General features: G+C 71.3%; 16 protein-coding genes. 9 read left to right on the top strand and 7 right to left on the bottom strand.

Annotated features, from left to right (window positions below; translation table 11 throughout):
• The 7 genes from LZ017_RS16365 to LZ017_RS16335 all read left to right on the top strand — a co-directional run.
• The coding region (locus LZ017_RS16365) for an amino acid adenylation domain-containing protein (RefSeq protein ID WP_241397959.1) at positions 1-4138 on the top strand (4138 nt) is incomplete at its 5' end.
• Entirely contained in the window at positions 4135-5634 is a 1500-nt protein-coding gene (locus LZ017_RS16360; protein WP_241397958.1) for a thioesterase domain-containing protein, read from the top strand. The genes LZ017_RS16365 and LZ017_RS16360, both read left to right, overlap by 4 nt.
• Positions 5631-6935, top strand: coding sequence for an MFS transporter (locus tag LZ017_RS16355; RefSeq protein ID WP_241397957.1), 1305 nt, complete (start codon positions 5631-5633; stop codon positions 6933-6935). The genes LZ017_RS16360 and LZ017_RS16355 overlap by 4 nt, the downstream gene beginning before the upstream one ends.
• Before the next feature lie 34 nt (positions 6936-6969).
• Positions 6970-7644 (top strand): YIP1 family protein, encoded by a 675-nt coding sequence (locus LZ017_RS16350; protein ID WP_241397956.1) that lies wholly within the window; start codon positions 6970-6972, stop codon positions 7642-7644.
• Position 7645: 1 nt separating this feature from the next.
• The gene (locus tag LZ017_RS16345) at positions 7646-8857 is read left to right on the top strand and encodes an efflux RND transporter periplasmic adaptor subunit (RefSeq protein ID WP_241397955.1); all 1212 of its coding nucleotides are present in this window, start codon (positions 7646-7648) and stop codon (positions 8855-8857) included.
• Complete coding sequence (locus LZ017_RS16340; protein ID WP_241397954.1) at positions 8854-9594, top strand: ABC transporter ATP-binding protein; 741 nt, start codon at positions 8854-8856, stop codon at positions 9592-9594. Before LZ017_RS16345 ends, LZ017_RS16340 begins: the two co-directional genes overlap by 4 nt.
• Positions 9591-10919, top strand: coding sequence for an ABC transporter permease (locus LZ017_RS16335; protein WP_241397953.1), 1329 nt, complete (start codon positions 9591-9593; stop codon positions 10917-10919). The genes LZ017_RS16340 and LZ017_RS16335 overlap by 4 nt, the downstream gene beginning before the upstream one ends.
• Before the next feature lie 59 nt (positions 10920-10978).
• Here the strand turns inward: LZ017_RS16335 and LZ017_RS16330 are convergent, their stop codons facing one another.
• From LZ017_RS16330 to LZ017_RS16305, 6 genes are all read right to left on the bottom strand, one after another.
• A complete protein-coding gene (locus tag LZ017_RS16330) occupies positions 10979-11935 on the bottom strand; it encodes a S9 family peptidase (RefSeq protein ID WP_241397952.1) in 957 nt (318 codons plus the stop codon).
• Between the two features lie 101 nt (positions 11936-12036).
• A complete protein-coding gene (locus LZ017_RS16325) occupies positions 12037-12468 on the bottom strand; it encodes a hypothetical protein (protein WP_241397951.1) in 432 nt (143 codons plus the stop codon).
• A gap of 16 nt (positions 12469-12484) precedes the next feature.
• Positions 12485-13249 carry an FAD:protein FMN transferase gene (locus LZ017_RS16320; RefSeq protein ID WP_241397950.1) on the bottom strand — a complete coding sequence of 255 codons (765 nt, stop codon included), beginning with the start codon at positions 13247-13249 and terminating at the stop codon, positions 12485-12487.
• Positions 13250-13253: 4 nt separating this feature from the next.
• Positions 13254-13796 (bottom strand): FMN-binding protein, encoded by a 543-nt coding sequence (locus LZ017_RS16315; protein WP_241397949.1) that lies wholly within the window; start codon positions 13794-13796, stop codon positions 13254-13256.
• On the bottom strand, positions 13796-15109 hold the full coding sequence (locus LZ017_RS16310) for a porin (protein WP_241397948.1): 1314 nt from the start codon (positions 15107-15109) through the stop codon (positions 13796-13798). The genes LZ017_RS16315 and LZ017_RS16310 overlap by 1 nt, the downstream gene beginning before the upstream one ends.
• Positions 15110-15143: 34 nt before the next feature.
• The gene (locus LZ017_RS16305) at positions 15144-16436 is read right to left on the bottom strand and encodes a cytochrome-c peroxidase (protein WP_241397947.1); all 1293 of its coding nucleotides are present in this window, start codon (positions 16434-16436) and stop codon (positions 15144-15146) included.
• A 274-nt stretch (positions 16437-16710) separates the two neighbouring features.
• On the opposite strand from LZ017_RS16305, the gene dusA reads away from it, so the two are divergent.
• A complete protein-coding gene (gene dusA / locus LZ017_RS16300; RefSeq protein WP_308194081.1) occupies positions 16711-17733 on the top strand; it encodes a tRNA dihydrouridine(20/20a) synthase DusA in 1023 nt (340 codons plus the stop codon).
• Positions 17730-18377 carry a methylated-DNA--[protein]-cysteine S-methyltransferase gene (locus tag LZ017_RS16295; protein ID WP_241397946.1) on the top strand — a complete coding sequence of 216 codons (648 nt, stop codon included), beginning with the start codon at positions 17730-17732 and terminating at the stop codon, positions 18375-18377. The genes dusA and LZ017_RS16295 overlap by 4 nt, the downstream gene beginning before the upstream one ends.
• A gap of 27 nt (positions 18378-18404) precedes the next feature.
• Here LZ017_RS16295 and LZ017_RS16290 read toward each other — a convergent pair whose 3' ends face one another.
• Entirely contained in the window at positions 18405-19442 is a 1038-nt protein-coding gene (locus LZ017_RS16290; RefSeq protein WP_241397945.1) for a recombination-associated protein RdgC, read from the bottom strand.
• Positions 19443-19468 lie beyond the last annotated feature (26 nt).

Below are 19468 nucleotides of genomic sequence, written 5' to 3'. Positions count from 1 at the left end.
TGGGATCGTGGCCCGGGTGCCCGGTGGCGCCGCCAACGTGCAGGACATCTACCCGCTGGCACCGCTGCAGGAAGGCATGCTGTTCCACCACTTGATGGCGGAGCAGGGCGACGTCTATCTGCAGGATCTGCTGTTCAGCTTTGACCAGCGTGACAAGCTGGAGCGCTTCGTGCAGGCGCTGGGCCAGGTCGTGCAGCGTCACGATGTGCTGCGCACCGGGCTGTACTGGGACGGCCTGGACGCACCGGTCCAGGTGGTGTGGCGCGACGCGCCGCTGGTCTTGCAGGAGCAGACGCCCGACCCCGACAGCGCGCTGGACGCGGCGACCCAGCTGCGCCAGCGCTGGGATCCGCGCCAGGTTCGCATCGATCTGACGCAGGCGCCGCTGATGCGCGCCCAGCTGATGCCGGACGCGGCGAACCAGCGCTGGCTGCTGTTGCTGCTGGTCCACCATCTGGCCGCCGACCACCAGGCGATGGACATGATGCAGCAGGAAATCGCGCTGCTGCTCGCCGGCCGCATGGCCGAGCTGCCACCGGCCCAGCCCTTCCGTAACTATGTGGCGCAGGCGCGGCTGGGCCTGTCGGACGAACAGCACGAGGCCTATTTCCGCGAGCGGCTGGGCACGGTGGACGAACCGACACTGCCCTATGGCCTGTCGGATGTGCAGGGCAATGGCAGCCGGATCGAAGAAGCCCATCTGACGCTGCCTGACACGTTGAGTGCCACGCTGCGGGCGCAGGCGCGCCGGCTGGGCGTCAGCGTCGCCAGCCTGTGCCACCTGGCCTACGCGCAGCTGCTGGGGCGCGTCAGCGGCCGCGACGACGTGGTCTTCGGCACCGTGTTGTTCGGGCGCATGCAGTCGGGTGCCGGCGCGGACCGCGCGCTGGGGCTGTACATCAACACGCTGCCGCTGCGCGTCCGGCTGGACGGCAGCGTGCGCGACGCGGCGCGGCGCGTGCAGCAGGAACTCGCGGGGCTGCTGCGCCATGAGCATGCGCCGCTGGCGCTGGCGCAGCGCTGCAGCGGGCTGGAGGCGGGGGTGCCGGTCTTCGCCGCGCTGCTGAACTATCGCCACAACCCCAGGGAGGCGGAGCTCGAATCGGATCCGGCGCTGATGGATTTCGCCACCGGCGTGACCAGCGAGGCCGGGGCCGAGCGCAGCAACTATCCCTACACGCTGAGCATCGACGACGATGGCGAGGCGCTGAGCGTGACGGCCCAGGTGCACGACAGCCTCAGCGCCAGTTTGAGCTGCGCCTACATGGCGCGCACGCTGGAGGCGCTGTGCGACGCGCTGCAACGCGACGAGGCCGTGGCGCTGGCCTCGCTGGATCTGCTCGACGAGGACGAGCGTCAGGCGTTGCTGGTCGGCCGGCAGCCGGCGCCGCGCTACGAGCAGTCGCTGTGCGTGCACGAGCTGTTCGAGCGGCAGGCCGAGCGCACGCCGGAGGCCACGGCGATGGTCGATGGCGAGCGCCGCATCGGCTATGCGGCGCTCAACGCCAGCGCCAACCGGCTGGCGCGCCGGCTGCAGCGCGCGGGCGTGCGCCCCGGCGATCCGGTGGCGCTGCTGATGAAGCGCTCCATCGAGCTGGTGGCCGCCCAGCTGGCGGTGCTCAAATGCGGAGCCTTCTACGTGCCGCTGGACGAACAGGCGCCGGCGCGGCGCTGGGCCGAGCTGGTCGAGGACAGTGGCGCCGCCTTGCTGCTGGTGCTGCCGGGCGACGAGGAGCGCGAGCTGCCGCCGGTGCACGGCCTGGTCGTGGACCTGGACGAAGGCCTGTCCGGGGATGCGGAGAACCTCGCCGATGTGGACAGCCAGCTGGAGGATCTGGCCTACCTGATGTACACCTCCGGCTCCACCGGGCGGCCCAAGGGCGTGCGCGTGCCGCATCGCGCGATCGGCCGCATCGCGATCGACAACGGCTATGCCGAGTTCCTGTCCTCGGACCGGGTGGCCTTTCTGTCCAACCCGGCCTTCGACGCCAGCACCATGGAGGTCTGGGCGGCGCTGCTCAATGGCGGCACGCTGGTGACGCTGGCCACCGACACGGTGCTGGATGCGCCGCGCATGGCCGAGGCGCTAACCCAGCAGGGCATCACGGCGATCTTCCTGACCACCGCGGTGTTCAACCAGCTGGCCGCGGCGATCCCGCAGTCGCTGGCCCGGTTGCGCCACCTGATGACGGGCGGGGAGCGCTGCGATCCGCAGGCCTTCGCGCGCGTGCTGGCCGAGCGCGGGCCGGTGCGCCTGGTCCATTGCTACGGGCCGACGGAGACGACCACCTTCGCGCTCGCCGCCCACATCACCGAGGTGGAGCCCGAGGCGCAGACGCTGCCGCTGGGCCGTCCCATCTGCAACACCCGGGTCTACCTGCTGGACGCGCAGCGGCGCCTGGTGCCCACCGGCGCCATTGGCGAGATCCACATCGGCGGCGAGGGCCTGGCGCTGGGCTATCTGAACCGGCCCGAGCTGACCGAGGCCTGCTTCGTCGACGACCCCTTCGTGCCCGGCGCCAAGCTCTACCGCAGCGGCGACCTGGCGCTGCAGCGGCCCGACGGCCAGTTCGTCTTCGTCGGACGCCGCGACTTCCAGATCAAGATGCGCGGATTCCGCATCGAGCTGGGCGAGATCGAGGCGGCCCTGCTACAGCAGCCCGGGGTGCGCGAGGCGCTGGTGCTGGTGCAGCAGGCCGGCACGCCGCAGCAGCGGCTGGTGGCCTATGCGGCCGGCGAACGGACCGCGCTGGACGCCGAGGCGCTGCGCGCGGGGCTGGCGGCGGCGCTGCCCAGCTACATGGTGCCGGCGGCCATCGTGCCGCTGGAGCGCATGCCGCTGAACCGCAACGGCAAGATCGACCGCGCCGCGCTGCCGGCGCCCTCCGACGAGGGCGGCACCGCGGGCGTCGGCGATGCGGTCCGCGGCGATCTGGAGCAGACCATCGCCGAGGTCTGGCGCGAGGTGCTGGGGTTCGAGCGCATCCTGCGCGGCGACGACTTCTTCCAGCTCGGCGGCCATTCGCTGCTGCTGCCCTTGCTGGTCAACCGCTTCGAGGCGCGCGGCATCACGCTCAGCGTCGCGGAGCTGTTCGGGCATCCGGTGCTTCATGACCTGGCGGCCTATCTGCGCCAGCGCCCGGCGCCCCTGGGCGACGCGGTCACCGTGATCCGGGCCCAGGGCAGCAAGCCGCCGCTGTTCCTGGTGCACGAATACCTGGGGCTGGAGGCCTACTTCCATCGCCTGGGCCCGCGCATCGACACCGAGGTGCCGGTCTTCGGCCTGCCGGGCTGCAAGCCCGGCGCCGACAGCGCGCGCAGCATGGCGGGCCTGGCGCGCCGGCTGGTCAAGCTGATCCGCGCGGTGCAGCCGGAAGGCCCGTACCGCGTGGCGGGCTGGTCCTTCGGCGGCGTGCTGGCCTACGAGGTCGCGGCGCAGCTGAAGGACCTGGGCGCCGAGGTGGGCTTCGTCGGCCTGCTGGACAGCTTCGCGCCCGCGGCGCTGCGCGAGCTGCGCGCCACCGTGCGCCTGCGTCACGAGCTGTCGCCGCAGCGCAATCTGCTGCTGCTCTGCCACGAGAGGCCGGAGCCGACGCTGAGCTGGCTGCAGAACCTGGTCAAGATGAAGCTCAAGGCCCGTGCCATCCGCAAGCTGGCCCAGCGCGCCGACCAGCTGGGCTTTGGCGAGCTGCTGGCGGAATGCCGCAAGGTCCGCGTGCTGCCGGACTACCTGGAGCAGTTCGACGAAGCCGAGGTGCGCGACTTCATCCTGCGCCTGCATGCCCACGAGGACGCGCTGGACGGCTATGTGCCGCGTGATGCGGAGCTGCCCATCCACCTGTTCGCGGCCCAGGATACGAGCACCGAGTTCGACGACCAGGTGCCGCCGGAGGTCCTGGCGCGTCACTCGGACCCGCGCACCGGCTGGCTGGCTCATGTGCCGGAGCCGCTGCTGCGGGTGGTCCCTGTGCCCGGGGACCACGCCAGCATGATGAGCGAGGACATCCCCGAACTGGGCCAGGCGATCTCTGCGGCGCTGGAGGCCTCGCTGCAGCAGACCCGATCCGGAGCCGGTGCCGCCGGCCCGGCCACCGAGGCTTCCACCACGCCTGCCACCACCGAAGGGGAATGGACATGAACATCGGACTGACGCAGATGCGCGACGGGCGAACCGCCCGGCCGCGCCAGGACGCGGTGCTGCACTGGATCGACGACGACAGCGACGCCGCCGGCTCCGCCCCGGAGGCTGGCGGGCCCGGCAGCGTGGAGGGGCGGATCGGGACGATGCCGCTGCGCCGCTTCGCGCCCGTCTGGGGTGCGGCGGGCCGGCCGCGCACGCTGGAAGGCGCGGCCGCGTGGATCGTGCAAGGCCTGCGCGCCGCGCAGGCCGAGGGCCCCTACTGGCTCGCCGCCGAGGCGCGGCACGCCGCGCTGATGCATGCCGTCGGGCTGCAGCTGCTGGGGCAGGACCAGGAGATCGCCTTCCTGGGCCTGCTCGGCACGGCGCCGCTGGCGCTGGTGTCGGGCGGCGGCGCGCCGCGTTCGCGCGCCTTGCCCGGCTGGCTGATCGATCCGGTCGGCGGCCAGGCCCAGCGGCTGGACCTGTATGCCGGCGGCGCGGTGCCGCGGGCTCCGGCGGTGGCGGGCCGCACACCCAGCCCCGAAGGTCTGCAGGCCCTGTGGGCCGAGGCGCTGGAGCAGGCGCGCACCGAGGGCCGGCCCCGCGCACCCGAGCTGGACTACCAGCCGCTGATCAAGCTGCAGGGCGGCCGCGCGGGCCGCGCGCCGCTGTTCTGCGTGCCCGGCGCTGGCGACAGCGTGATGGGGCTGCGCGACTGGGGCGCCGCGCTGGGCGCGGACTGGCCGGTCTATGGCCTGCAGCCGCGCGGCAGCGATGCACTGCTGCTGCCGCACACCACGGTGGAGGCCACGGCCGCGATGGCGCTGCGGGCGATGGAATCCATCGTTGGCGCCGGCGGGGTGCACCTGGCCGGGCACTCCTTCGGCGGCTGGGTGGCGTTCGAGATCGCGCTGCGCTGGCAGGCGCTGGGGCGCCCGGTGCTGTCGCTGACGCTGCTGGACAGCGAGGCCCCGGACGCCGCCGGCGTGCTGGACCGCGAGCGCAGCCATCTGGACATCTGCGACCAGCTGGCCGGCAGCCTGGAACTGGCCGCGGGCCGGCCGCTGGGCGTGTTCCGCCACCAGCTGGCGCCGCTGACGCCCGCGCAGCGACTGACGCTGCTGCACGCGGCGATGACCCGGCACGGCCTGCTGCCGGCGCGCACCCGGCCCGAGGTGATGGAAGGGCCGCTGCAGGCCTTTGGCGCGGCGCTGCGCGCCAGCTACCGGCCCGGCGGCGTGTGGGAGGGGCCGGTCTGCCTGATCCAGGCGGACGACCCGCGCCGTTCGGCGGCGCGCAATGAGCAAGACCAGCAGCGCGACCACGAGGCGTGGCGGCTGTGGGCGCCGCGGCTGCGGTGCTGGAAGGGGCCGGGCAATCACATGAGCATGCTCAAGCCGCCGCATGTGCAGGCCTGCGTGGACCGGTGGCTGGCCGCGGGGCCGCACCCGGACGCCGCGGCGATCGCGACGCCGCCTCGACATCAAACGAAAGACATGGGAGTGACCGAATGAAAGCACTGTCTCGCCTGAGGGCGCTGGGCCGTCCGTTCTGGCTGTTGTGGACGGGCCAGACCATCTCGATGGTGGGGACGCAGATGGTCCAGTTCGCGATGAGCGTGTGGATCTACGAGCGCACCAACTCGGCGCTCAGCTTCGCGGGGGCCATCGTGGCCAGCCTGCTGCCCGCGGTGCTGGTGTCGCCGGTTGCGGTCAGCGTGGTGGACCGGCTGAAGCGCCGCAACGTGATGATCGCGGCCGACTCCATCGCGGCGCTGATGACGCTGATGCTGCTGATTCTCCTGTGGCGCGAACGGCTGGAGGTCGTGCATCTGTATGTCTTCACCGCCATCGCCTCGGTGGTCTCAGCCTTCCAGGGGCCGGCCTTCGAGGCCTCGGTGGCCAGCATCGTCAACAAAGGGCTGCTGACGCGCGCGGCGGGCGCCTTCGGCGTCAGCGCCACCGCGCTGGGCGTGGTCGCGCCCTCGGTCGCCGGCGCGCTGATCGCGGTGATCGGACTGCCGGGCATCATCGCCATCGACCTGCTCACCTTCGTCTCCGGCACGATGTTCGTCTGGTACGCCTTCAGCCTCGCGAAGAGCAGCAGCGAGAAGCTCAAGACCGGCACGCTGACCGAGGCGCTGCGCGACTCGCGCAAGAACTTCGTGTCGGCGCTGGGCTTCTTCAAGCGCGACACCCTCATGCTGGCGCTGCTGCTCTATTCGATGATGCAGGCCGGGCTGATCGCGGTCTCCGTCAGCCTGGTGGTGCCGCTGATCCTGGAGAAGTACGACGCCCAGACGCTGGGCATGGTGCTGAGCTTCGAGGCCCTGGGCGCGCTGGCCGGCAGCATGGCCATGGTGTGGCTGGACATGCCGGAGCGCCGCATGCGCATCGTGCTGGTCTGCGATGCCATCGTGGCCGCCTGTGTGCTGATGGTGGGGCTGGTGGACGGCGTGCCAGGGTTGTGCGCGGTCGAGTTCCTGGCCGGCCTGTCGGCGGCGGTCGCGTCCAGCTGCGTCTTCGCGCTGTGGATGACGCGCGTCCCCGAATCTCAACGCGGCGGCATCCTGGTGCTGACCAGCACCAGCACCATGCTGGCCACCGCGTCCACCGTTGTCTTTGGCGGCCTGCTGGTCGAGCGGGTGCTCAAGCCGGCCTTCCGGACGGAGCACTGGATCGCCGAGGCGCTGGGGCGCATGGTCAGCCCGGGCGAAGGCCAGGCCGTCGCGGCGATGTTCGTGATGTGCGGGCTGCTGGGCCTGTCGGTCTCGATGGCCGGCATCGCGATGCGCCCGCTGCGCGACATGCGCTGACCCGACACACCGTTTCCATGTGGGAGAACTCTCGATGAATACAACTCAACTGACCTGGTCCTTGCTGTTGCAGCCCGAGCAGGCGTTCGCATCCTTGCGCGCCCAGCCGCGCTACGCCTTTCCCTTGCTGCTGATGCTGGGCCTGACGCTGGCCGCGATCGGGCTGTATTTCAGCCAGGTAGACCTGCCGTGGCTGCAATCGCAGCTGATGGCGCCCCCGGACGGCCGGCCGCAGGACGCCATGCCGGTGCTGTCGCTGAAGATGCTGGTCGTGACCTCGGTGCTCAGCACGCTGATCGCGGTGCTTGGCGGGCGGCTGCTCGAGAGCGGCTACTACTTCCTGGCCGGGCGGGTCACGCGCATGGAGTTCCCGTTCAGCCAATGGCTGGCGCTGGCCTGCTGGGCCAGCCTGCCCCTGTTGCTGCTGCCATTGCTGTCGGCAGGCCTGATGCTGCTGTCGCCGGACGGGCAGCTGCTGCAGGAGCAGCTCAATGCGCTGTCGCTGAACGAGCTGCTGTTCCAGCTGCCGCCGCAAAGCCCCTGGTTCGGGCTGTTGAGCTCGCTGAGCGTGCTCCATCCCTGGAGCTGGTGGCTGAGCGCGGTGGGCGTGAAGACCTGGAGCGGCCGCGGCTGGGGGTTCAGCCTGGCGTTTGCGCTGGCGCCCTGGGTGGTGGTGTATGGCCTGTGGGCCTTGGTGGTGGGGCTCTGAGATGCGTCGTCAATGGATCTTGGGCGGCGCGCTGGCGCTGCTGGTGCTGCTGCCGCTGGGACTGAAGGCGCTGCGCAGCTCGGAACAGAAGCCGGTGGACGTGAGCGTGGTCGGCCAGCGCTCGATCACGCCGTCGATCCTCGCGTCCGGCGTGCTGGCCTTCGGCAGCCAGGTCACGCTGGTGTCGGAGGTGCTGGCCCGCGTCGACGAGGTGCTGGTGGAGGAGGGGCATCTGGTGCGCCGTGGTCAACTGCTGCTGCGGCTGGAGAACGTGGCGCTGAAGGCGGAGATCGACCAGCTCAGCGCGGCGCGCCGCCAGGCCGAGCTGACAGTGGACCGCCAGCGCATCCGCCAGGAGGCGGCGGTGGCCAAGTTCAGGCGCTATGAGGAGCTGCGTCGCCACGGCATGGTGGATGCGCTGCGCTACGACGATCTGGCCTCGGAGGTGCAGCTGGGCGAGGTGGAGCTGCGCAACAGCCGCGAGGCGGTGCGCCAGTCCACCGCGTCGCTGGCGCAGGCGCAGCAGCGCCTGACCAAGACCGAGGTGCGCGCGCCCATCGACGGCATCGTGACCTCGGTGTCCATCAAGCAGGGCGAGACCGCGGTGCCCAGCGCGATGAGCATCGCCGGAGGCAGCCTCATGGTGGTGGCGGACACACGCCAGCTCTATGCCGAGATTCAGGTGGACGAGTCGGACATCGCGCGCGTGGTGGCCGAGCATGCGGCGAGCATCGTGCCGGTGGCCTTCCCCGACCGTTCGCTCAAGGGCAAGGTGGAGACCATCGCGCTGACGCCGCGTCAGCTGCCGGGCCAGAGCCGCACCTACCCGGTGCGGGTGAGGCTGGAGCCGGTGGCCGGGCTGAAGTTCCATCCCGGCATGAGCGTGCGCGCCGACATCGCGACGGCCGCCACCGCGCAGCGCCTGGCGGTGCCGCTGCAGGCGGTGCAGTACGAGGGAGCGGCCGGCGGCGCGAGCAAGGCCCATGTCTTCGTCGTGCAGAACGGCCGCGTGCTCAAGCGCGCGATCGAATCCGGGGTGTCGGACGACAGCCATTTGGAGGTGCTCAAGGGCTTGAGCGCGGAGGACGTGGTGGTCGTGGGGCCGGCCAAGACCCTGCGCTTTCTGCGCGAGGGCGAACGCGTGCAGGCCAGGCCCGCCGCGGTGAAGACGGCGGCGGCCGCGCAAGCCCTGCCCGGCGGGGGGACCCCATGATCGAGTTGCAGGACATCCACAAGGCCTACCAGCTGGACGGGCAGGAATGCCCGGTGCTGCACGGCATCTCGCTGCGCGTGGCCGCTGGCGAGTTCGTCGCGCTGACCGGTAGCTCCGGCTCCGGCAAGTCCACGCTGATGAACATCCTGGGCTGCCTGGACACGCCGACCCGCGGGCGCTATCTGCTCGACGGGCGCGACGTGTCCTCGCTCAGCGAAGCGGCGCTGGCGCGCGAGCGCAACCTGCGCATCGGCTTTGTGTTCCAGAGCTTCTACCTGCTGCCGCGCATGCCGGCCTGGGTGACGGTGGCGCAGCCGCTGATCTACCGCGGCTGCTCGCCGGCGAAGCGGCGCGAGGCCGCGCTGGAGGCGCTGCGCCGCGTCGGGCTGGAGCACCGCGCGGAGCACAAGCCCAACGAACTGTCGGGCGGCCAGCGCCAGCGCGTCGCGATCGCGCGCGCGCTGGTCGGCGCGCCCCGGCTGCTGCTGGCCGACGAGCCGACCGGCAACCTGGACAGTCGCACCGCGCAGGAGGTCATGGCGCTGTTCCACGAGTTGCATGGAGGCGGGCTGACGGTGCTGCTGGTGACCCATGAGCCCAGCATCGCGGCGCAGTGCCGCCGCATCGTGCGCCTGCACGACGGGCGGATCGCCGAAGACTCCGCCGCGACCGGGGGCGGCGCGAAGCCCGCCGAAGAGCGGCGCGACGAGCGGGCCGAGGCGGGGGTGCTGTCATGAGCCCTTCCTCATCTTCCTCGCTGGCGGCTCCGGCCACCGCCGCCCCGCTGGGCGATCCCGACCGCGCGAGCGCGATGAACCGCTGGAGCGCGCGCGTCTACCTGGTGCAGGAATGCCTGCGTTCGGCGCAGGCCAGCATCCGGGCGCATGCGATGCGCAGCTTCCTGACCATGCTGGGCATCATCATCGGCGTGGCCTCGGTGATCGCGGTGATTTCCCTGGTGCAGGGGCTGTCCCAGTCCATCAGCCGGCAGTTCCAGGGCCTGGGCGGCAATGTGTTCACCCTGCGCGCGGACACGCCGCTGGAGGACGCGCTGCGCGGCAAGGTCAACCGCCTGAAGCTCAGCGACCTGGAACAGCTGCGCCACCGCATCGACGGCATCCAGGACATCACGCCGACGGTGGTCGCGGGTGGCCGGGTCGGTGCGGACATCCGCAACGGCTCCCATGTCGCCTATGCCACGATGTACGGCACGACCTCCCGCTACCAGGACGTGCAGGCGCTGTTCCCGCTGCATGGCCGCTTCCTGACCGACAGCGACGATGCGACGCGGCGGCGCGTGGTGGTGCTGGGCGACAAGCTGAGGCGCGACCTGAAGCTGCCGCCCAACCCCGCCGGCAAGCACATCCAGATCGCCGGCGAGTGGTTCAAGGTGCTGGGCGTGATGGAGCCGCGCGGCGAAATGTTCGGCATCAGCCAGGATGCCTATCTGCTGATGCCCTTCCAGACGGCCCTGGCGGTCAACGGCGTGCTGCAGGAGCCCGACCTGTCGATCAGCTTCACCATTGCCGACCCGGACCAGGCGCAGGCCATCCAGGCCCGCGTGGTGGAACTGATGCGCGTCACGCACGAGCTGAAGCCGGGCCAGCCCAACGACTTCGTGCTGGAGTCGGCCGACTCGCTGCGCAAGTCCTTCAGCGAGATCAGCACCACCATCACCATCGTGGTCGGCGCGGTGGTGGGCATCTCGCTGATCGTCGGCGGCGTGGGCATCATGAACATCATGCTGGTGTCGGTGACCGAGCGCACGCGCGAGATCGGCATCGCCAAGGCCCTGGGGGCGCCGCGCGCCTACATCCTGCTGCAGTTCCTGATCGAGGCGATGCTGCTGGCGCTGATGGGCGGCCTGATCGGGCTGCTGATCGGCATGGGGCTGGGTCATGCGGTGGCGGCGCTGATTCCCAACTTCCCGTCGCCCTCCGTGCCCTGGTGGGCCGCGCTGGGCGCCTGCGGCTTCTCGGTGCTGATCGGCGTGGTGTTCGGCATCCTGCCGGCCAGCAACGCGGCCAACCTGACGCCGATCGAGGCCTTGCGCCACGAGTGATTCGGCGCCGCCGCCGGCCCGCCGTCGGGGGCGGGGCGGGCGCGGCACGGCGGCCCGGGTCAGACCTCCGCGGCCGCGCCTCTCTCGCGGGCGAACCAGTCCTCGAGAAGGGCCAGCATCTGCGGCGCGAGCGGCAGCGCGTCGATGTTGCGGAAGTCCAGCACCACGGCGGGGCCTTCCCAGGTCGACAGGTGGTGGATCATGTCGGGCACCACGTGGAATTCCGTCGGCACCCGGGCCAGCCGGGCCAGCTGTTCGGCGCTGGCGGGCGTGCATTGCATGTCCTTCTCGCCTGCGATCAGCAGCATGGGGCAGGGAACGGACCGGTAGAGGGCGTCGATGTCCAGCTCGATCAACTCGCGCAGCCAGCGCGCGCTGACCCGCATCAGGCCCAGCCGCATGGTGCCGCCGTCCAGCGTGCGCGCCCGCGCCAGGGTCTTGCGCTGGTGTTCCTCGTAGGGGCCGATGAAGCGTCCCACCAGACGCAGCACGAAGCCCAGCAGACCCGGCGCGCCGGGCAACTCTCTCTCGATGCCCCGGGCCTGGTGCATCAGCATGGCTTCGGCGCTCTCGGCAAAAGGGCAGAGCAGCACCAGCGCACGCGGCCGCTGCGCGACGCGGGAGGACAGCTGCGCGGCGATGGCCGTGCCCTCGCTGTGACCCAGCATGTACATGTGCTCGCCGTCGCACTCGGGCCGCTGGGCGAGCGCCTCCCAGCAGGCTTGCGCGTCGTCGACCAGGTCGTGGTAGCCGGTGGCGAGGAATTCGCCGCCGCTGGCACCGGTGCCACGCTTGTCGTAGCGGTAGCTGGCCACACCGTACCCGGCCAGCGCATGGGCCAGCTTGGCGTAGAGGCTGGCGCCCTGTCCGCGCACGTTGCCGTCGCGGTCCACCGGACCGCTGCCTTCGAGGAAGAGCACCATGGGGAAGCGGCCCTCGGGCCGCGGCAGGCACAGGGTGCCCGTGAGCGTGAAGCCGGGGCGCTCCACGTTCCAATCTTTCTCGGTGACGCTCATGGACAAGGCTGCAGGGTGCGGATGGCAGCGCAGTCTAGCGACGGCGGCTGAAGGCGATCCGAAGAGAGACCCGTGCCCTGAAAGGGGCAAGGAGCGCGGGGTCAGCGGCGCGGGCGATGCCAGAGCCAGAGCAGCGGCAGGCCGGCGGCCAGGCCCGCATGCAGCCAGCCCGTGCCCTCGTGCCAGGACTCGGGCAGCAGGTAGAGCAACGCATAGGCGGACAGCACCGCCACGGCCGCGAAGCCGCCGAGCCACAGCCCGCTGCGGCGCTGGCGGCGCCGCGCCGCATGCGCGCTGAGCCGCCAGCCGGCGGGCACATGGCTGCCGATGACCATGCCCAGGCTCAGCAGACCCAGCAGGCTGGCCAGGCCATGGGTGCGCAGCAGCCAGGCCTCGGACGCGGAAGGCAGTGCGTCGGCCTCGCGGCCGTAGTGCAGCAGCAGCCAGGCGGTGCCGGTGGCCAGGAGGACGCCAAAGCTGCCGTACAGCCAGCGTTTCTGCCATCCGGGCAGTTTGAGCAGGGAAGGTCGCATCGGGAAGCGTGACGGGTCAGGGAGCTCGCCGCCGCCAGGTCCAGACCTGGGCGTGCAGGCGTTGCAGCAGCGCCGATTCTCGCTCGCCGTCCGCGGGGTCGAGCACGCCCAGGCCAGCCAGCTTGCACAAGGCGTCGGCCCACAGCGCCGAAGGCGCGGCCACGGCGACCTGCACCGCGGCGCCGTCGGCCAGCCCCTGCAGGCGGCTGCGGCTGCCCGGGGCGTAGTGGCTGCTGGCAAAGGCGCCGTCGGCCAGATGCCCGAACTCGCGCAGGCCGCCGGCCTGCTCGTCGCGCAGCAGCAGCGGCACGGGGTCGGGGCCGAAGACGCGCAGGTCGCCTCCGGCGTTCACGCTGCCCGCCGTCGCGCCGGCCCGGCGCAGCAGCGCGGCCAGCCGGTCCACGACATAGCCCTTGGCGATGCCGCCCAGGTCGAGCTGCACGCCGTCGGCCCGCTTGCACAGGCGGCCGCCCTGCAGCCGCCAGTCCCAGCAGCCGCTGCCCATGCTCAGGTCGAAGCGCCCCTGGCTGTGGGTCCGCAGCCAGTCCGCCGCCGCCAGCACCCGCTGCGTCGGGGGCGACAGTGCCATGGCGCGGCCCGCGGGCAGCGCGTTGAAGCGGGCGATGTCGCTGTCCGGGACGAAGCGGCTCAGCCGGCGCTCCAGGCCGTCGAGTTGGGCGAAGGCGTCGACCAGGGCCTGTTCGCCCCGCGCGCGCTCGGGGTGGTGGATCGCCAGCTCGACCAGCGTGCCCAGCCCCGGCCGGGCCCGTCGCAGCAGCACGGGCTCAGTGCAGCGCACCGCTGCGCCGCGCCTGATCGACCACCGCCACGACGCGTTTGACGCCCTCGGTCACATGGCCGCAGGACAGCGTGGCGCCGGAGATGTTGGCGATGTCCTCCCCCAGCTTCAGCGGCGCGCCGACGGTCTTGCCGACGAACTGCTTGCGCCAGGCCGGCATGCGCACCTCGTGGCCATGGCTCTCGCGGTAGGCGAGGATCTCCACGCCGCGCACCAGGCCGTCCATGCCCACGCCGACGGCATAGCTGATCAGCTCGAACTTGCCCAGCACGTCGTCGACGACCACTACGCCCAGCAGCTCGCTGCCCCTGTAGGCCAGGCGCAGGCGCCAGGGCCCGCTGCGCGGCTTCAGGCCCTGCGCGGCCAGGGCCTGGGCCTGCGCGGCGTCCAGGCGCCAGTCGCGCGCCTCGAAGCGGTCGGCCTCGGCGAACAGCAGCTTGGCGGCGGCCTCGGCGCTCATGTAGTCGACCGCCAGCGCGCCCGCGGGCGCCAGCGCCACCAGTGCGGGGACGACCAGGCTCAGGCGCATCAGAAGCTCCAGCCCAGGCCCAGGTTGACCCGGTTCATGTCCTTGTTCAGCTTGAAGCGCTGCAGGTCGGCCTTCAGTACCACGCCGGGCGCGAACTCGAAGTTGGCGCCGACGGTCCAGACCTGCTCCGCGTCCTGCGCCGTCGGCGTCAGGCCCGCGCCCAGGTCGGCGAAGGCGGCGGCGGTGTTGAAGCGCTCCCAGCGCGCGAAGGGCTTGAGCACATAGCTGCCGCGCTCCCAGAGCTTGTAGCCGGCCTGCAGGTAGGCACCGTCGAAGCGCGAGGGGATGAGGCTGTCCTTGCCCACCAGCGGCAGGTTCAGCCCCGCGGTGTTGGAGATGCTGCCGCGGCTGTAGACCGCCGACAGGTCCCAGGCGCCGGGCGTCCAGCGCGCATGCAGGTCCCACAGCGTGATGCGCGATTCGATGGCCGTCTGCTTGTGCGTGGCCTTGCCGGTGAAGAGCGAGGCGCCCAGCAGCAGGCCCGGAATGCCGCGGTAGTTGGCCGCCGTGAAGACGGACAGGTCGCGCGAGCGTGCGAGCGCCATTTCCTGGTGGATGGCGCCCAGCGGGGATTCGCGGCCTTCGCGGCTGCCGGCATCCCATTTGTTCAGGTCGAAGCCGGTGGACAGCCCGGCCTGCAGGGTCCAGCCGCTGTCCAGCTGGCCGACCAGCTGCAGGCCGCCTTCGCGCCAGGTGCTGGGGATGATGGCCGTCTCGACGAAGTTGCGCTCCACCCCGAGATAGGCGGTCGGCTCGTGGTTCTCGTTGATCAGGCCCATGGGCACCAGGAAGAGCCCGCCGCGCAACGCCATGTTGGGATGGAACTGATGTTCGACATAGGCCTGTTCGATCGCCACCTCGCCGGCGTCGCTGGACGAGGCCACGGCGTGCTCGATCTCGATTTCGGCGACGACCTTGGTCTTCTCGTCGAAGCGGTGCTGGTAGCCCAGCACCAGCCGGCGCAGGTCGGCCTGGGCGTCCTGGCTCTTCTTGGTGGGGCGGTTGTAGTTCAGTTCCGCATAGCCGCTGAGCACCGTGGCCGGCGCGGCGGCGGGGCGCGGCTCCTCGGCCGCGGCGGGTGCGGCGGCCGTGGCCACCGCGGGCGCAGTGGCCGCAGCGGGCCGGGCCGCTTCGGCGGCCCGTTGCTGCTGGACCTGGGCCAGCTCGGCGCGCAGCTTGTTCAGCTCGGCGGCCAGCTGGTCGACACGGCGCAGCAGTTCCTGCTCGGTCGCGGTCTCGGCCTGCGCGGGCGAAAAGGCCAGCAACAGGCCAAGGCCCAGCGTGCTGAGCAGGGGGAGGGTGGTTTTCTTCATGGTCGGGGAATCCAGAGTCGGAATGGCGGGGGTGTCAGCGGGCGTAGCCGTCGCTGAGGGTGCGCAGGAAGGCCACCACGTCGTCGATCTCGCGATCGTTGAGCGCCGGCGCCTGGCCGGGCACGCGGTTGTACGGACCTTCGGTGGTGTTGACGTTGGCGCGCAGCGCGGGTGGCAGGTCGTTGAACTTGTCGACGCTGCCGTCGCTCAGGCGCGGATACCACTTCTCGGGGTAGACGTCGCGCTCCACGTAGAAGGCCACCACGTCGCGCAGGCTGCTGAACCTGCCGTTGTGGAAGAAGGCCTTGCGCAGCGCCACGTTGCGCAGCGAGGGCACCTTGAAGGCGCCGCAGAGATCCTGGCGCGCCAGCAGATCGCCGCCGTCGCGCGCGCACAGGCCGAGGTCGTAGAACGCGGGATCGGCGTTCTGACTCAAGGCCGGGTTGCGCGGCACGCCCAGGGCGTCGTAGGTGAAGTCGGTGAACAGCGGGAAGCTGCCGTCCGCGCCTTTGGCGGAGGGGTGGCAGGCCGCGCAGTTGCCTTTGTCCACGGCGTTGAACAAGGCCAGCCCGCGCAACTCCTGATCGCTCAGCGCCGCGCGGCCGCGCAGGAACTCGTCGTACTTGCTGCTATAGGGGCGGAACTGGATGTCCTCCAGCTGGTAAGCCTGCAGCGCCAGCTGCACGCGCTGCAGTGCATCGGCCGGCTTCTTGAAGATGTCGGCGCCGAACTCCTTCTGGAACTCGGCGGCATAGCTGGCGCGGGCGACGCGGCCGATCAGCTCTTCCACGCTGGCGTTGGCCATCTCCTTGGGATTGAAGAATGGCTTGCCGGCCTGGTCCATCAGGCTGGTGGCGCGTCCGTCCCAGAAGAAGCCGCCGGTGGGCGTGCCCTCCTTGTCGTAGCCGAAGGGGGTGTTGGTGGCGAGGTAGCGCAGGCTGGGGGCGGTGCGTCCGCCCTCCAGTTCCAGCGCGGTCCCGCCGGGCTCGGTGGGCTTGCCGTTGAGCGCGCCCGCATGGCCGGTCTCGGGCACATGGCAGCTGATGCAGGCCTGGCGGCCCGATCCGGAGAGGCTGGGGTCCTTGAAGAGCTTCTCGCCGAGCTGGGCGCGTGAGCTGAGGGCCTGAGCCTGGGTCGGCGCTTCCCCGGCCGAGCTTCCGCCACCGCCGCAGGCCGCGAGCGTGGCGCTCAGCAGCAGGGCCAGCAGCGCGCCCGGCGGGCGGGCATGGGGACGATGTGGGGCGAGGTGTGGGTGAGGGCGGGGACGGACGACGGCGCGGACGACGCGCAGGGCCGCGCCGCCCCACGAACGGGCTGTGAGGACCATGGTTGTGCTTGTGATTTGATTGTGCGAATGGTAACGATTCGCAATATCTCCACCTTCATCCAGATCAAAAAATCGGGCAGATCCGGGACAGGCCTGTCGTGCGCGCGCCACCGTGCCCGCGGGCGGCCGGGGATTCCGGACTCTGAGAAAATCGCGCTTTCGTCCGTTCTCACCCCGCCGGGGTGGAAGCGGGCGGGGAGCCTGTGACGCGGCCGCGCGATGCGTGCCGGGGCAAGCTCGCCGCTCCCCATCGATTTGGACCCTGCACAGCGTTGTGAACCCTCAAGAAACTTCCAGCCCCTCGCCCTGGCGCCTGAGTGTGGCGCCCATGCTGGACTGGACCGACCGGCATTGCCGCTACTTCCACCGGCTGCTGACCCGCCGCACGCGGCTGTATACGGAGATGGTGACCACCGGCGCGCTGCTGCACGGCGATCAGCCCCGCCACCTGGACTTCAATCCCGAGGAGCATCCGGTTGCGCTGCAGCTGGGCGGTTCGGAGCCACAGGATCTGGCGGCCTGCGCGCGGCTGGCACAGCGCTGGGGCTATGACGAGGTGAACCTGAACTGCGGCTGCCCCAGCGAGCGGGTGCAGCGCGGCGCCTTCGGCGCCTGCCTGATGGCCGAGCCGCAGCTGGTGGCCGATGGCGTGAAGGCCATGCGCGATGCGGTGGACATCCCGGTGACGGTCAAGCACCGCATCGGCATCGACAAGATCGAGCGTTACGAGTTCGTGCGCGATTTCGTCGGCCAGGTGGCCGAGGCTGGCTGCGAGGTCTTCATCGTCCATGCCCGCAACGCCTGGCTGCAGGGGCTGAGCCCCAAGGAGAACCGCGACATCCCGCCGCTGCGCTACGCGCTGGTGCACCGGCTCAAGCGCGAGTTTCCGCATCTCACCATCGTGATCAACGGTGGACTGAAGAGCGACGACGAGATCGCCGAACAGCTGCAGCAGGTGGACGGCGTGATGGTGGGCCGGCAGGCCTATCACGAGCCCTGGCAGATGGCCGGCTGGGACGGGCGCTTCTTCGGCGAGCCCGGCCCGGCCGACGGGCGCGAGGCGGTCGAGGCGCGCTGGGTGCGCTACCTGGAGGCCCAGCAGGCCGCCGGTCGGCCTTGGCCGCAGGCCATGCGCCATGCGCTGGGGCTGTACAACGGCCTGCCCGGCGCGCGCCGCTGGCGCCAGGTGTGGAGCGACCACCATCTGAAGGCGCTGCCGCCGGCCGAGGTGCGGGCCCGGGCCAGCGCGGCGCGCCAGGAGGCCCAGGTCCTCGCGCAGGCGCGGCATGTCGCGTGACCGCCGCAGCGGCCTATCCGGGGGCGGGCGGGATGATGGGTGATCCGGCCTCGGCCGATCCGCGCGGTCCGCTGTACTGGCTCTGCGTCGAGACCCGGCTGGGGCTGTGCGGGCTGGCCTGGTCGGCGCAGGGGCTGGTGGGGTCGCAGCTGCCCGAGGCCACGCGCGGCGAGACTCGCGATCGCATGCGTCAGCGCTTTCCCAGCGCGCAGCGCTGCGCCGAGGGCGACGCGGTGCCGGCCTTCGTCGCCGACGCCATGGTCCAGCTGAAGGCCTTGATGGCCGGCGAGCCGGCGCCCGGCCTGGCCACGCTGCCGCTGGACGAGCGCGGGCTGTCGCCCTTCCAGACCGCGCTGTACCTGCTGGCGCGCCAGATCCCGCAGGGCCAGACGCGCAGCTATGGCGAACTGGCGGCCTTGCTGAAGAGTCCCCACGCCGCGCGCGCGGTGGGCCAGGCCATGGGGCTGAATCCCTTCGCGCCCATCGTGCCCTGCCATCGCGTGCTGCCGGGGCGTGGGTCGCGGGCCGGGCTGGGCGGCTTCTCGGCCCATGGCGGCGCGATCACCAAGGAAAAGCTGTTGCGCCTGGAGGCCCGCGCCACCGGGCAGTGGGCGGGCCAGCAGGGGGAGCTGGACCTGGACTGAGACCCCGGGCCGTTCCGGCGTCGGAGCTCAGGCCCAGGGCGGCAGTTCGTCGGCGGCCTGGGCCAGCGCGGCCTCGGTGCCCGGGCCGGTGGTGGTGGCCGCATCCGCGCCGCCGCCGCGTTCGCCGTCGCGCGTCTGCTGCGGATGGCTGCCCTGCAGCGCGGCCTCGGCGAAGTTCAGCTCGCCGCCCAGCCCCTCGATCAGGTCCGGGATCAGCCGGCTCAGCTCGCCGGTGGCCAGCGCCGCGTCGACATCGAAGGCCTCGTCCTTGGCCGGCTTGTCGCGGCCCTCGAAGACGATGTCCAGGAAGCTGATCTTCTTGATCTGCAGCGTGTCGGTCAGCGTGAACGAGACCCGCTCGCGCCAGGTCAGTGCCAGCCGCGTCGGCATCTTGCCGCTGGTCAGGTGGGCGCGCACCTCGTCGATGTCCAGGTTGTGGCGGGCGTAGCGCACCGCGGATTTCATTTCGTCCGCGCTCTTGAGCTCGCATTCGCGGTCGATCACCAGATGCTCGGGCGGCACGCTGTCCATCAGCCAGGCGGCCATGCAGGCGGCCGGGGATTCGGCCGACTGCAGCAGGTGCAGGTTCAGCCCGGGGTCGGCCTTGATCAGCAGGCTGATCAGCTCGTCGGCCTTGCTGATGGAGCCGGCATCGACCATCAGCAGGCCCTGGCGCGGCGAGATCCACACGCGCTGGTGCGACTGCTGGGTGAAGGCGCGCGGCAGCAGCTCCAGCGCCGCCTCCTCCTTCAGGTCCTTCATCTGCTTCTTGCCGGGCTTGCGGCCGGTTTCCTGCTCGATGCGCTGGGCCATCTCCTCGACGTGGCGGCGCAGCACCGCGCCGGGCAGCACGCGGCGCTCCTGGCGCAGGGTCAGCAGCCAGTGCGTGTCCACCTGCTCCAGCAGCGCGGCGCCGGGTTCGCCGCGCGGCGGCACCCAGCCCAGCGACAGCGCCTGGGTGGCGCCGCAGGACTGGAAGCGCTCGGCCTCCAGCGCATCTTCCAGGGCCTCGGGGGAAGGCTGCCAATCGGCAGCGATGCGATAGACGATCAGGTTCTTGAACATCGTGCTCTCAAGAAAACAAAGGGTCG

This window comes from Pelomonas sp. CA6 (assembly GCF_022549225.1).
Taxonomy (GTDB): Bacteria; Pseudomonadota; Gammaproteobacteria; order Burkholderiales; family Burkholderiaceae_C; genus Roseateles.
Note: the sequence above shows the minus strand (reverse complement) of the source record. Positions and strands in the feature narration are given on the sequence as shown.